The organism is Nocardioides hankookensis (assembly GCF_042658885.1).
Classification (GTDB): Bacteria; Actinomycetota; Actinomycetes; order Propionibacteriales; family Nocardioidaceae; genus Nocardioides; species Nocardioides hankookensis.
The window spans coordinates 1-13,631 of sequence record NZ_JBHSRJ010000001.1 but is presented as its reverse complement, the minus strand read 5'-3'; the positions used below and the strand labels follow the sequence as shown (position 1 = coordinate 13,631).

Here is a 13,631-nt window from a genome sequence, read left to right as displayed (position 1 = left end):
GCCCACGGTGATCGCGGTCGCCAGGTGCAGCGAGTCCCAGAAGGTGGGGACCACCGTCAGCGGATTGGAGATCAGGAAGAAGTCGAGCGCGATGACGAGCGTCCACAGGGCGCCCCGCACCGTCCCCGACGACGCCGGCGCACGCTCCGGCAGGCGCGCCCGGAGCCGTCCCAGGCGCCCCGCAGCCGCGCCAGGGTCAGTCACGGTCTCCGGGGTCGACCAGATGGATGGACCGCCCCTCCCGTGCGGAGACGAGGCAGGCATCGGCCACGGCGACGGTGGCCATGCCCTCGCGCATCGTGACGATGTCGCCGGAGCCGTCCGCGATCGTGTTGCGGAAGTTCTCGTGCTGCACGCGCAGCGGCTCGGGCTTGGGGATCGCGTAGCGGATGCTGTCACCCTCGGTGACGCCCCGGAAGGTCGAGACCTGCTCCCACTCAGTGGCGACGAGGCCGTTTGCGTGGAAGTAGAGGTCGCCCTGGAGCGTGTCGGCGACCAGGGTTCCCTTCTCGCCGGTCACCACCGTGGTGCGCTCCTTGAGCGGCGACAGCCAGTTCACCAGGTGATTGATCACGATGCCGTTCGTGGAGCGCGCGGTGATCGCGATCAGGTCCTCGTGCTCGCGACCGCTCTTGTGGGCCGTCTGGGCCGACACCACCGCGTACGTCGAGGAGATGACCCACGCCGTCAGGTCGATGTCGTGGGTGGCGAGATCCTTGACGACGCCGACGTCGGCGATCCGGTTCGGGAAAGGACCCTGGCGCCGGGTCGCGACCTGGTGGATGTCGCCGAGCTCGCCGGCCTCCAGGCGCTCCCGCATGGCGCGCAGCGCCGGGTTGCTGCGCTCGATGTGCCCGACCGCGTTGACCAGGCCGGCGGACTCGAAGGCGTCGACGAGCTGGAGGCACTCCGCGGCGTCGGTCGCCAGAGGCTTCTCGATCAGGGTGTGGACGCCGGCCGCCGCCAGCTCCAGGCCGGAGCTCAGGTGGTACGCCGTCGGCGTCGCGACCACGGCCGCGTCGATGCCGTGGTCGATCAGCTCGGTCACCGAGCCGAAGACCCGGGCGGAACCGGCCAGGTCGAAGCGGTCGCCCGCCGGGTCGGCGACCCCGACCAGCTCGACGCCGTCCAGCGACCGCAGCACGCGGGCGTGGTTGCGCCCCATCATCCCGATGCCGACGAGGCCGAAGCGCAGAGTGGCCATCTCAGGCACCTGCCTTCGCAACCGCGTTGACGGCCGAGACGATGCGCTCGAGGTCTGGCTGGCCGAGACTGGGGTGGACCGGTAGCGACAGGCACTCGGCCGCCGCCCGCTCGGTCACCGGCAGGTCGACGTCGGCCTGGAAGGGCGCCAGGCGGTGGTTGGGGATCGGGTAGAACATGCCGCTCCCGATGCCGTGCTCCTCGCGGAGGGCGGTCGCGAAGCCGGTGCGGTCCTCGGGCACCCGGATCGTGTACTGGTGGTAGACGTGCTCCACGCCCGCGGCGACGGGGGGCACGGTGACACCGACGAGGTGCGCGTCGAGGAACGCGGCGTTGGCCTGGCGCTGCCGGGTCCAGGCCCCCACCTTCGTGAGCTGGACGCGACCGATGGCCGCGTGGATGTCGGTCATCCGGTTGTTGAAGCCGACGACCTCGTTCTCGTACTGACGCTCCATGCCTTGGTTGCGGTAGAGGCGCATCAGCCGCTCCACCTCGGGGCCGTCGACCGAGACCATGCCGCCCTCGCCGGACGTCATGTTCTTCGTCGGGTAGAGGGAGAACATGGCGAAGGTGCCGAAGCTGCCGACCGGGCGGCCGTCGATCGCCGCGCCGTGGGCCTGGGCCGCGTCCTCGAAGACCTGGAGCCCGTGTTGGTCGGCCACGGCCAGGTGTCCCACCATGTCGGCGGGGTGGCCGTAGAGGTGGACCGGCATGACGCCCACGGTCCGCTCCGTGATGCAGGCACGCACGCTCTCCGGGTCCAGGCAGAACGATGCGGGGTCGATGTCGGCGAAGACCGGGGTGGCTCCGGTGAGGGCGACCGAGTTCGCGGTCGCGGCGAAGGTGAAGCTCGGGACGATCACCTCGTCGCCGGGTCCGACGCCGCTGCTCAGCAGCCCCAGGTGCAGGCCGGAGGTGCCGGAGTTGACCGCGACGCAGGCTCGTCCGAGCCGGAAGTGCGCGGCGAACTCGGTCTCGAACGCCGCGACCTCGGGTCCCTGCGCGAGCATGCCGCTGCGCATCACGCGGTCGACGGCCGCCCGCTCCTCGTCGCCGATGATCGGCTTGGCCGGCGGGATGAAGTCAGGCACTGCGTGGTCCTTTGATCGGGGTCGGTGGGGCCGTCTGGAGGTGCGCCGACGGTCCGGCCGCGGCACCGTCGCTGGGCGTCGTCACTCCGCTGGAGCCTCGGCGGCCGGCTGCAGGGACCCGTCGACGACGCAGAAGTGCTCGGTGCCGGAGGAGCTCACCCAGCGACCGTCGCCCGCGTCGACAAGCGGCCGTCCGTCGCGACCGACCCAGCCGATCCGGCGGGCCGGGACGCCTGCGACGAGCGCGTGCGCGGGCACGTCCTGGGTGACGACGCTGCCCGCGGCGACCAGGGACCAGGCCCCGATCGTGACCGGGGCCACGCACACCGAGCGGGCGCCGATCGCGGCACCCCTCTCGACCACGACCCCGACGGCCTCCCAGTCGTCGGCGGTCTTCAGGGCGCCGTCAGGGGTGATCGCGCGGGGGTAGGTGTCGTTGGTCAGCACGACCGCGGGGCCGATGAAGACGCCGTCACCGAGACGGGCCGGCTCGTAGACGAGCGCGTGGTTCTGGACCTTGCAGTTGTCGCCCACGATCACGCCAGCGCCGATGTATGCCCCTCGGCCGATGACGCAGTCCCGCCCCAGCCGGGCGTGCTCGCGCACCTGTGCGAGGTGCCAGATCGAGCTGCCGTCGCCGATGACGGCCCGGTCGTCGACGTCCGACGATGGCGCCACCCTGGTTGTCACTGCGCTGCTCCGATGGGTCACTCGGGGTCGTCCCCCGTGTCCGAAACTCTGCCGCCCGAGATCCAGATCCAGCCTGGCGAGACAGCGACCGACATGCTAACCGAACGCTCGGCCGCCGTCCGGCCGCGTCAGTGCGTCGAGCTCTGCGGCCATCCGGTCGGCGATCACCCGCAGGTCGTGGTGCTCGGCGACGTAGTCGCGACCCCGCCGGCCCAGGGCGTCACGTTCGGCCACGTCGGCCCTCGCCAGCGAGACGAGCGCCGCGGCGAGATCGGCCGGCTGCTCCGGCGGCACGGACAGGCCGCCCCCACTCTCGATGACGGGGTTCATGGGGGTGTCGACCGCGATGACCACCGGGCGCTGGGCGGCCATGTAGTCGTACAGCTTGTTGGGGCTGATGCCGTGGCGGTAGAGCGGGGAGTCGCGCCAGGTGATGACGAGGATGTCGGCGGCGCGCAGCATCGCGGGGACCTCCGCCTTCGGGATCGGGTCGCCGAACGTCACGTGTCGCAGGTGCCGGTCACTGGCCATCCGGCGCAGCGCATCCTTCTGCTTCCCATCGCCCACCAGGGTCAGCGACATCTCGGGCGCGTCCTCGTCTCGCTCGATGATCGCCCAGGCGTCGATGAGCGTGTCGAGCGCGTTCGGCACGCCGTGGGCCCCCGCGTAGGCGACCGACACCGGACCCGTGGTGGCCGTGAGGCGCGGCTCGTCGGTCGAGGCGGTGGCCGCGTCGACGCCGTTCGGCACCCTGACCATGCGCGGCGGGTTCCGACAGACGTCGCGGATGTGCGCCTCGCTGCCCGGCAGCACCAGCAGGATCAGGTCGGCCGACCGGTAGAGGAGGCGCTCGACGACGTTCATCAGGAGCACCAGGGGATGCCGCGGCGACATCCCCATCAGCTCGACGAGGGAGAGCGGCCAGATGTCGCGCACCTCGAGGGCGAACGGGACCCGGAACCGGCGCGCCACCAGCAGCGCGGCCAGGGCGCCGAAGAGGTGCGGGCTCGACCCGAGCACGACGTCCGGACGCTCGCGTCGGGGCGTGCGAACCCCCAGGAGGAGCGTCCGCCAGGCGAAGTGGAGCATGTTGAGGACCCGGCGCACACCGTTGGACGGCGCCACGTGCACGGGCAGCGGGCGGAACATCGAGGAGGCCGCGTAGCCGGCGTCGCCCAGGTTCCAGTAGTGGCCGTCGCCCGAGATGATCGTCGTCCGGACACCCTGGCGCTCCTCCATCAGGCGGGCCAGCGTGGCGTGCCGGGTGATGCCCGGGGCGCTCTCCGGGATCGCGTACTGGTTCACCAGCCAGACCTTCAGGCCTCGGGGGCCGGACCGCGCACCGGTCACGAGGCCGCCCTCCGGAGTGTCGCCACGATGACCCGTAGGTCGGTGGTGAAGGTGCGGGTCTGGATGTAGGAGCTGTAGAGCTCGAGCTTCTGCGGCATCAGCACGGTGCGGTAGGCCTCGATCGGGTCGGGATAGGTGGCAAGGATCGCCTCCTCGTCGTAGAACTCGACAGCTGCGGGGTCGGTGATCCCCGGCCGCACCGAGAGGACGACGTCTCGGGTCGCCGCGGGCCACTGGGCGACGTACTCGGGGAGCTCGGGGCGCGGGCCGACCAGGCTCATCGTGCCGGAGAGCACGTTGAAGAGCTGGGGCAGCTCGTCGAGCTTGAAGCGCCTCAGGATGCGCCCGACGTCAGTCACGCGGGCGTCGCCGGCCACGGTGACGCCCGGGCCGGCACCGTTCGTCATGGTGCGGAACTTCAAGATCCGGAACGGTCGCCCGTCGCGTCCGACGCGGACTTGCCGGAAGAGGACCGGGGAGCCGTCCCTGGTCCGGATCACCAGCGCGATCGCTGCGAGGACCGGGGACAGCAGCACCGCTCCGACGAGTGCACCGACGACGTCGGTCGCGCGCTTGATCATGCCCCGGCTCCGGTCAGGGCGCCGCGGACGGTCGAGATCACCCGCTCCACCTGGTCGTCGGTGAGTGCCGAGGAGATCGGCAGGCTCACGACGCGCGCGAAGGAGTCTGTCGCGACCGGGAAGTCCTCGGCGCGCAGTCCGGAGCGCTCGCGCCAGTAGGACAGCAGGTGCAACGGGATGAAGTGAACGCTGGTGGCGATGCCGGCCCGGCCCAGGACATCGACAAGCCCGTCACGGTCCAGCGGGGCGTCGAGGAGGCGGACGCTGTAGAGGTGCCACGCGTGCGAGACGCCGTCCGGCGCCCTGGCCGGCAGCTGCAGCGGGAGATCGGCGAACGCCTCGGTGTAGCGCCGGGAGATGGCCTCGCGGCGCGCCCGCATGTCGTGCGCCCGCCCGAGCTGCACGCGGCCCATCGCCGCCGCCATGTCGGTGAGGTTGTACTTGAAGCCGGGCGCCACCACGTCGTACTGCCAGCTCGCCCCGACACGGGTGTAGCGGTCGAGCACGTCACGGTCGATCCCATGCAGCCTCATGACCCGGGCGCGAGCGGCGATCGCGTCGTCGTGGGTGGTCAGCATGCCGCCCTCGCCGGTGGTCATCGTCTTGGTCGCGTAGAAGCTGAAGGCGGTCGCGGTGGAGTCGCCGCCGCCGACGAGCGCGTCACCGGTCCCGGCGGGGAACGCGTGCGCGGCGTCCTCGACGACCTGTAGCCCGTGGTCGCGGGCGAACCCGGACAGCGCCACCGGATCCATCGGGAGCCCGGCGAAGTGGACGGGGATCACGGCGCGGGTGCGGTCGGTGACCCGCCCGACTGCCCGCTCCAGGTCGAGGGCCAGCGTGTCCGGCTCGACGTCGACCAGGACCGGCTCCGCACCGACGTAGCGGACGACCTCGGCGGAGGCCGTGAAGGTCCACGTGGGCACCAGGACCTCGTCGCCGGGCCCGATCCCGGCCGCTTCGAGCGCGAGGTGGAGGGCCGCGGTCGCGCTGGTCACGGCCACGGCATGGGTGGCGCCGACCGTGGCCGCGAACTCCTGCTCGAACTGGGCCGTGAGCCGACCGGTCGTGAGCCAGCCGGACCGGATCGCCTCGCCGACCGCTTCGGCCTCGGCGTCGCCGACGTCCGGTTGTGCGAAGGGGATGGACTCGCCGTGAGAGGTGATGACGGATCCTTGTGGTGAGGGGCCGGTGGACCCGCGCGATCCTACCCGTGCGTCCGCTCGACCCCGGCGTCGCGGGCGCAGGACCGGGGCGTGCTGGACCGGCGAGAAGTTTTACGGACGCGTTGCGTCGAAGCGCTTGCTGCCCCAGCACGCGGGGGCGAGGATGCGGCGGTGAACCCCGCCCGGGCCTTCGCCCTCGTCGCCGTCGTCGTCGCCCTCGTGGGCGGCGTCCTGTCGCCCTCCGCCGAGGCCGTGGACCGGTCGGCGCCGAAGGCGAGGCAGGCGCTCTCCCGGCTGCACGCCACGACCGGCAGTCAGCCGGGGATCTTCGACGAGCGCGGCGCGCGGGTGCTGCTCAGCTCGGTCAACCTGATGGGCCTCGGCGAGTACTACCAGGCCAACCCCGACTTCGTGGCCACCGTGCCGCTGCGACGCGCTGACTTCGCGGACATCGCGCGGCGCGGCTTCAACTCGGTCCGGCTGGTGCTGAGCTGGTCGGCCCTCGAGCCGACCCGGGGTGGGTACGACGAGGCGTACGTCGCGAAGATCAAGAAGGCCGTCCGCCAGGCCGCGGCGTACGGGCTCCACGTGGTGCTCGACATGCACCAGGACGCGTGGGGCATCGCGGTCGACACCCGCGACGGTGAGGTCTGCCCGACCGGCACCCAGCCGTCCGTCGGGTGGGACGGCGCCCCGGAGTGGGCGACGATCACCGACGGTGCGACGACCTGCCGCAACGGCGAGCGCGAGCTGGCGCCGGCGGTGATGCGCGCCTGGGGACACTTCTACGCCGACACGAAGGGCATCCAGACGCACCTGGTGCGGACGTGGCAGCGGCTGGCCCGCGACTTCGCGAAGAGTCCCACGGTCGCCGGCTACGACCTGCTCAACGAGCCCGGCTTCAGCCAGGACACCTCGACGGACGTCACCCGCCTCGGTGCGTTCTACGGTCGCACGATCAAGGCCATCCGGACCGCCGAGCGGCGCGCGGGCGGCTTCGAGCACATCGTCTTCTACGAGCCCGGGGTGCTCTGGTCGGCGCTCGGCACGACGCCGACGCCGACCGGCTTCAACCGCGACCGGAACATCGTCTTCGCGCCGCACATCTACGCCGAGGGCATCTCGTCGAACAGCATCGAGAGCGGCTTCGCGTCCGCAGCCTCCTTCGCGGCGTCCCAGGGGCAGACCGTCTGGGTCGGCGAGTGGGGCTTCTTCTCCAGCAACCCGGCCGACGACGCCGACGAGCTCGACCGCTACACCGACGCCCTCGACGAGCACGGCTGGGGCGGCGCGTGGTGGACCTGGAAGCAGTCGTGCGGCAACCCGCACATGATCGGTGCTCCCGGCGGCACGCCGGGCCCGGTCTCGCAGAGCCTGATCCGCTACACCTGCCCGGACGAGACGGCGCACGCGCCGGACCCGGCGTACGCCGAGCCGCTCTTCCGGCCGATGGTCTGGGCGGTGCCCGGGCGGATCACGAAGCTGCGCTCCGACGGCCGCGCCGGCACGCTGGACGTCTCGGGCAAGCGCGACCCGAAGGCCGACGCGTGCTCGCTGCGGGTCTTCGTGCCGAAGGCTGCGGCCGCCCACCAGGTCCGGGTCCGGGGTGTCAAGCGTCTCGCCCGCCACCACCGGCACGGCCGCATCGTGCTGAGCGGCTGCGTCGCGGACAGCTTCCGGCTGCGGATCGGCTGAGCCTTAGAGTTTCGGGCATGACGACCACGACCTCTGCCCGGGAAGCCATCGCGGCCATCCAGGGGCACGAGGCGTGGGCGATCATCCGACGTTCCACCCGCGCCGGCGACCGACCCACGGTCGGTGTCGTCGGCGGCCGGCGCAGCGTCGTCGAGTCGATCCTCGACATCCCGCTCGCCGAGGGCGTGCCCGAGGCCGGCCACATCGCGGACCGGCTCGTCGCCATCCCCTTCCGGCAGGTGCAGGAGCGCGGTTTCGCGGCGCACGACGACGGCACCCCGCTGGTGGTGGTCGACGTCGAGACCGAGCTCGAGTTCTCCGTGGCGGAGGTGGTCGACGCGATCGACGACACCGGCCTGGAGTTCTCCGACCGCGGCGGCTTCGAGACCGGCGACGAGGAGTACGGCAAGCTCGTCGAGTCGATCATCCACGACGAGATCGGCCAGGGGGAGGGCGCCAACCTGGTGATCGGTCGCCACTACCGCGCGCGCGTCTCCGACTGGGGCGCGGACAAGGCACTGACCGTCTTCAAGCGGCTGCTCGAGCGCGAGCGCGGGTCGTACTGGACCTACGTCTTCTTCACCGGCGACCGCTTCCTGATCGGTGCCAGCCCCGAGCGGCACGTCTCGATCCACGGTGGCGACGTCCGGATGAACCCGATCAGCGGCACGTTCCGGCTGCCGCGCGACCCCGGCCCGGGTCTCAAGGGTCAGCTGCTCGACTTCCTCGCCGACGAGAAGGAGGTCTTCGAGCTCTTCATGGTCGTCGACGAAGAGCTGAAGATGATGTGCGACATCTGCAACGAGGGCGGCCAGGTGCTGGGCCCGTTCCTCAAGCCGATGAGCCGGCTCGTGCACACCGAGTACCTCCTCGCGGGCCGGACCGCGCGCGACCCCCGCGAGGTGCTGCGCGACACGATGTACGCCGCCACCGTGACCGGCTCCCCGGTCGAGAACGCGTGCCGCCTGATCAAGGAGTACGAGTCCGTCGGCCGCGGCTACTACGGCGCCGCGCTGGCGATCCTCGGCCGCGACGAGGAGGGCGGCCCGGTCGTCGACAGCCCGATCGTGATCCGCACCGCCGACGTCGGCCTCGACGGCCGGCTGACGGTCACCGCCGGCGCGACCCTGGTGCGCGACTCGGACCCGGCGTACGAGGTGGCGGAGACGCACGCGAAGGCCGGCGGCATCCTCAGCGCCTTCGGGCTGGTCGAGCCCGCGCCGACGCCGAGCGTCGACGTCGCCGAGCTGGTCAACGACGAGGACGTGCTGCTCGCCCTCAACGCGCGCAACCGCCGGCTCTCCAGCTTCTGGCTGACCGACCAGGGCGGGGCCGCGCCGGACCCGCGGCTGGCGGGGAGGTCGGTCGTCATCCTCGACGGCGCGGACGACTTCGTGAACATGCTGCGCCACGTGCTCGGCGTCTTCGGCATGACCAGCGAGGTGGTGCGTCACGAGGAGTACGCCGCGGGCGTGCTCGACGGCTACGACCTCGTGATCGTCGGCCCCGGGCCCGGGGACCCGCGCGACGGCGACGACCCGAAGATGGCCCACCTGCGCGCGGCGGTGGCCGAGCTGATGGCGGCCGAGCGGCCGTTCCTCGCGGTCTGCCTGGGCCACCAGGCGCTCTGCCACCACCTCGGCGTACCGCTGGCCTACAAGGACATCGTCTTCCAGGGCACCCAGTCGCCGGTGAGCATCGACGGTCGCACCGAGCGGGTCGGCTTCTACAACACGTTCGTCGGCCGGCTCGGCCCCGAGGGCGCTCCAGACGGCGTCGAGGTCGAGGCCGACGTCCAGACCGGTGACATCCACCTGGTGCGGGGTCCGCACTACCGCGGCATCCAGTTCCACGCCGAGTCGATCCTCACCGAGCACGGCTTCGACCTGCTGCACGACCTCGTGCGGGACCTTCTCGTCGAACCCCGCGACAACCCGTCGGCCGAGCGGTAGTCTTCGCCGTACGGCGTGCCGTTCATGGGCCCGGTGAAGACTGCCCCCCAGCTTCATCGGGCCCTCCGTACGCCATCAGTAGGTTGAGCCCGTGACCGCCCCGGAGCTCGACGTGGTCGTGGTCGACCACCACGACTCCTACACCTGGAACCTCGTGCACCTCGTGGCGTCGGTGACCGGCTCGCTGCCGGCCGTCGTCCAGCACGACGAGGTCACCGCCGAGGAGGTGCTGGCCTTCAGCCACGTGGTCCTCTCGCCCGGTCCGGGCCACCCGGCGGACCCGGCCGACTTCGCGGTCGGCACCCAGGTGCTGCGCCGCGCTGCACGGCCGGTGCTGGGTGTCTGCCTCGGCATGCAGGGCATCGTGACGACCTACGGCGGAGAGGTCGGCCGGGTCGCGCCGGCGCACGGCGAGGTGGCGGCCGTCGAGCACGACGGCCGCGGCGTCCTCGCCGGGCTGCCGTCGCCGCTGACCGCCGTGCGCTACCACTCGCTCGCGGCGCTGGTCGTCCCCGACTGCCTCGAGGTGTCCGCGACGGTGGGGGACGTGGTGATGGGGGTGCGGCACCGCCACCTGCCGCTGGAGGGCGTGCAGTTCCACCCCGAGTCGATCCTCTCGGAGCACGGCGCCCGCCTGGTCGCGAACTTCCTGGGGGTGCCGTGACCGACCCCGTCGCCGCCTTCCGCTCCGTCGCGGCCGAGCACGACCGCTGCTTCTGGCTCGACGGCGGCGGTGCGCGGGAGTGGTCCGGCCGCCGCTCGCTCGTCGGCTGGCTCGACCCCGAGGACGTCTCGCTGACGTACGACGCGGGCACGCGCGTCGTGACCCGGCACGCCGGCGGCCGGGCCGAGGTGGTCGGCGACGACGTGTTCGAGGTGCTGGAGGCCGAGCTCGCCGACGGGTCGTCGACCGACCAGTGGTTCGGCTACCTCGGCTACGCCTGCCGGCCCGACCTGCCCGCGTCGTACGGCTCCGGGCTCCCCGACGCGGTCTGGATGCGACCCAGCCACGTGCGGCTCTTCGACCACGGCGACGGTGGTTTCGAGGCTCGCTCCGCTCGCACCTCAACCACCGGCTCGCCCTCACCACCCCCCACCTACGCCGCGGCCTTCGAGCGGGTCCAGGAGCAGCTGCACGCGGGCAACACCTACGAGGTCAACCTGACCTACCGGGCGGAGACGACCAGCGACCTCGACCCGGTGGCGGCGTACCTCCGGCTGCGCGAGCTCAACCCCGCGCCGTACGCCGGCTTCGTGCAGCACGACGTGCCCGGTGCGCGGGCGTGGCTGCTCAGCTCGAGCCCGGAGCGCTACGCGCTGGTCGGCGCCGACCGCACCCTGGAGACCAAGCCGATCAAGGGCACCACACCGCGCGAGACGACGCCCGACGCGGACGAGCGCCAGCGGCTCCGGCTGGCGAGCGACCCGAAGATGCGTGCCGAGAACCTGATGATCGTCGACCTGCTCCGCAACGACCTCTCGCTGGTGTGCGAGCCCGGCACGGTCGAGGTCCCGACGCTGATGGAGGTCGAGACCTACGAGTCCGTGCACCAGCTGGTCAGCACGGTGCGCGGCCGGCTCCGCCCGGAGGTCACCACCGTGCAGGCCCTGCGCGCGCTCTTCCCCGCCGGCTCGATGACCGGTGCGCCCAAGCTCCGGACCATGCAGGTGATCGAGGATGTCGAGGAGACCCCGCGCGGGGCGTACGCCGGGGCCTTCGGCTGGCTCAGCGCCGACGGGCGGGCCGACCTCGGGGTGGTGATCCGCAGCCTGATGACCGCGGGCGACGGGCGCTACCTGCTGGGCACCGGTGGTGGCATCACGGTGCGCTCCGACGTCGCCGAGGAGTGGGCCGAGGCGCAGTGGAAGGCGGACCGGTTGCGCCGGGTGTTCGACGGGCCGTCATGACTCCGCAACACGACAGGTCTAACCTCGAAGGCATGGAGAACCCGCACGTCATCGTGCTCTTCGGTGCCACGGGAGACCTCGCGCGCCGCAAGCTGCTGCCCGGGATGCTGCGCCTCTGGGAGGCCGGCCTGCTCGAGGACTCGCGCATCGTCGGCACCTCGCTCGAGGACCTCGACACGGAGACCTTCGTCAAGATCGCTCGCAGCTCGTGCGACGAGTTCGGGCACCGCCCGATCACCGACGCCCGCTGGGAGCCCTTCTCCCACATGCTCCGCTACGTCCCGCAGTCCGCTGGACCGGAGGCGCTGGCGCAGGCGGTGCGGGACGCCGAGGCGGAGGTCGCCGAGGCCGGCCGTGAGGTCAACTTCCTGCACTACCTGAGCGTGCCGCCGAAGGCCGCGCTCGACGTGGTCCGCCAGCTCGACGAGGCCCACCTCGTCGAGCGATCCAGGATCATCATGGAGAAGCCGTTCGGCACCGACCTCAAGACCGCGAAGAAGCTGAACGCCCGGCTGCACCAGGTCTTCGACGAGAGCCAGATCTTCCGGATCGACCACTTCCTCGGCAAGGAGGCGGCCCAGAACATCCTGGCGTTCCGCTTCGCCAACGGTCTGTTCGAGCCGATCTGGAACCGCAACTTCATCGACCACGTGCAGATCGACGTACCCGAGACCCTCGGCCTCGAGGACCGCACCAAGTTCTACGAGACCACCGGCGCCTACCGCGACATGGTCGTCACCCACCTGATGCAGGTGCTGGCGTTCATGGCGATGGAGCCGCCGACCTCGCTGGCGCCCGGACCGATCAGCGACGAGAAGAACAAGGTCTTCCGCTCGATGCGGCCGCTCGAGCCGCACAACGTCGTCCGCGGTCAGTACAGCGGCTATCGCCAGCACCACGACACCGCCGACGACTCCGACACCGAGACGTTCGTGGCGCTGAAGGTCGAGATCGACAACTGGCGCTGGGCCGGGGTCCCGTTCTTCCTGCGCACCGGCAAGAAGCTCGCAGAGGGCGCCCGGATCATCTCCATCGCGTTCAAGGAGCCGCCGCTGACGATGTTCCCCGCCGGCTCCAACGCGGGCACGCAGGGCCCCGACCACCTGACCTTCGACCTGGCGGACCAGTCGAAGATGTCGCTGTCGTTCTACGGCAAGCGCCCCGGACCAGGCATGAAGCTCGAGAAGCTCTCCATGCAGTTCGCGACCCACGACACCAGCTCGTCGGCCGCGGTGCTCGAGGCGTACGAGCGGCTCATCCACGACGCGCTGCGCGGCGACCACACCCTCTTCACGACTGCCGACGGCATCGAGACGCTCTGGGAGAAGTCCCAGGCGCTGCTCGACAACCCGGCACCGGTGCGCGCCTACTCGCCCGGCAGCTGGGGCCCGAACGCCATCCACCAGCTGATCGCGCCGCACGCCTGGCGGCTGCCCTTCGAGCGCTCCTGGCGGGACCCGAACTCCTTCGGCGAGTAGCCGCCCGTCCGCGGCACACGGTGGTTGAGGTGCGAGCGCAGCGAGCCTCGAAACCACCACAGCCCGCGGGTCGGTCTGTGGTCGCGCGCCGACAGGCTTCCTACACGGGTACGACCGGCTCGTGGTTCCGGCCGCTTCCCGGCACACGGTGGTTGAGGTGCGAGCGCAGCGAGCCTCGAAACCACCACCCGCAGCCGAACTCCAGCGCGGCGGGTTCGCTCGGGTCGGCCGCCGACAGGCTTCCTACACGGGTAAGGCCGGCGGTGGGCTCCGGCCGCTTCCCGGGCTGCGGGCCCGCCGAAACTTTAGAATCGACCGCGGAAATTGCTCGTACATGTGTTCGAATCGTGGTAAGATCGAGCATGGCTCGACGCACCCGGACCCAGGTCCCGCAGCTGCGGGACCTGTTGGCGTGCGCGACCGAGGCCGACCTCGCCGAACGACTCGCCGCAGCGAAGAAGTTCGAGCTCGCGGCCCGGTGGGCCGAAGCGCACCCGGCACCCGTCGAGGACGCGGTGGT

General features: G+C 71.5%; 11 protein-coding genes. 5 read left to right on the top strand and 6 right to left on the bottom strand.

What is annotated here, in order from left to right; genetic code table 11:
- Nucleotides 1-196: 196 nt before the first annotated feature.
- The 6 genes from ACFPYL_RS00055 to ACFPYL_RS00030 form a co-directional block, all read right to left on the bottom strand.
- Nucleotides 197-1,204: a Gfo/Idh/MocA family protein gene (locus ACFPYL_RS00055; RefSeq protein WP_379149106.1), complete on the bottom strand. Its 1,008-nt coding sequence runs from the start codon at nt 1,202-1,204 to the stop codon at nt 197-199.
- A 1-nt stretch (nt 1,205) separates the two neighbouring features.
- On the bottom strand, nt 1,206-2,294 hold the full coding sequence (locus ACFPYL_RS00050; RefSeq protein WP_379149104.1) for a DegT/DnrJ/EryC1/StrS family aminotransferase: 1,089 nt from the start codon (nt 2,292-2,294) through the stop codon (nt 1,206-1,208).
- An 81-nt stretch (nt 2,295-2,375) separates the two neighbouring features.
- The gene (locus ACFPYL_RS00045) at nt 2,376-2,984 is read right to left on the bottom strand and encodes an acyltransferase (protein WP_379149102.1); all 609 of its coding nucleotides are present in this window, start codon (nt 2,982-2,984) and stop codon (nt 2,376-2,378) included.
- Between the two features lie 96 nt (nt 2,985-3,080).
- Nucleotides 3,081-4,289, bottom strand: coding sequence for a glycosyltransferase family 4 protein (locus ACFPYL_RS00040; protein ID WP_379149100.1), 1,209 nt, complete (start codon nt 4,287-4,289; stop codon nt 3,081-3,083).
- 41 nt (nt 4,290-4,330) lie between these two features.
- Nucleotides 4,331-4,915, bottom strand: a complete 585-nt coding sequence (locus tag ACFPYL_RS00035; RefSeq protein WP_379149098.1) for a sugar transferase — start codon at nt 4,913-4,915, stop codon at nt 4,331-4,333.
- Complete coding sequence (locus ACFPYL_RS00030; RefSeq protein ID WP_379150141.1) at nt 4,912-6,057, bottom strand: DegT/DnrJ/EryC1/StrS family aminotransferase; 1,146 nt, start codon at nt 6,055-6,057, stop codon at nt 4,912-4,914. Before ACFPYL_RS00030 ends, ACFPYL_RS00035 begins: the two co-directional genes overlap by 4 nt.
- Nucleotides 6,058-6,249: 192 nt before the next feature.
- Between ACFPYL_RS00030 and ACFPYL_RS00025 the strand changes: the two genes are divergently transcribed.
- The 5 genes from ACFPYL_RS00025 (at nt 6,250) to zwf (ending at nt 13,111) form a co-directional block, all read left to right on the top strand.
- A complete protein-coding gene (locus ACFPYL_RS00025; RefSeq protein WP_379149096.1) occupies nt 6,250-7,773 on the top strand; it encodes a glycoside hydrolase family 5 protein in 1,524 nt (507 codons plus the stop codon).
- 17 nt (nt 7,774-7,790) lie between these two features.
- On the top strand, nt 7,791-9,725 hold the full coding sequence (locus ACFPYL_RS00020) for an anthranilate synthase family protein (RefSeq protein ID WP_379149094.1): 1,935 nt from the start codon (nt 7,791-7,793) through the stop codon (nt 9,723-9,725).
- A gap of 91 nt (nt 9,726-9,816) precedes the next feature.
- Complete coding sequence (locus ACFPYL_RS00015; RefSeq protein ID WP_379149092.1) at nt 9,817-10,389, top strand: anthranilate synthase component II; 573 nt, start codon at nt 9,817-9,819, stop codon at nt 10,387-10,389.
- Nucleotides 10,386-11,633: an anthranilate synthase component I family protein gene (locus tag ACFPYL_RS00010; RefSeq protein ID WP_379149090.1), complete on the top strand. Its 1,248-nt coding sequence runs from the start codon at nt 10,386-10,388 to the stop codon at nt 11,631-11,633. Before ACFPYL_RS00015 ends, ACFPYL_RS00010 begins: the two co-directional genes overlap by 4 nt.
- Nucleotides 11,634-11,665: 32 nt before the next feature.
- The gene (gene zwf / locus ACFPYL_RS00005; protein ID WP_379149088.1) at nt 11,666-13,111 is read left to right on the top strand and encodes a glucose-6-phosphate dehydrogenase; all 1,446 of its coding nucleotides are present in this window, start codon (nt 11,666-11,668) and stop codon (nt 13,109-13,111) included.
- Nucleotides 13,112-13,631 lie beyond the last annotated feature (520 nt).

What these genes read in the sequence shown, in the direction of transcription:
- ACFPYL_RS00035 (WP_379149098.1), bottom strand. Translation starts at nt 4,915, where the DNA reads ATGATCAAGCGCGCGACCGACGTCGTCGGTGCACTCGTCGGAGCGGTG.
- ACFPYL_RS00020 (WP_379149094.1), top strand. Translation starts at nt 7,791, where the DNA reads ATGACGACCACGACCTCTGCCCGGGAAGCCATCGCGGCCATCCAGGGG.
- zwf (WP_379149088.1), top strand. Translation starts at nt 11,666, where the DNA reads ATGGAGAACCCGCACGTCATCGTGCTCTTCGGTGCCACGGGAGACCTC.
- ACFPYL_RS00055 (WP_379149106.1), bottom strand. Translation starts at nt 1,204, where the DNA reads ATGGCCACTCTGCGCTTCGGCCTCGTCGGCATCGGGATGATGGGGCGC.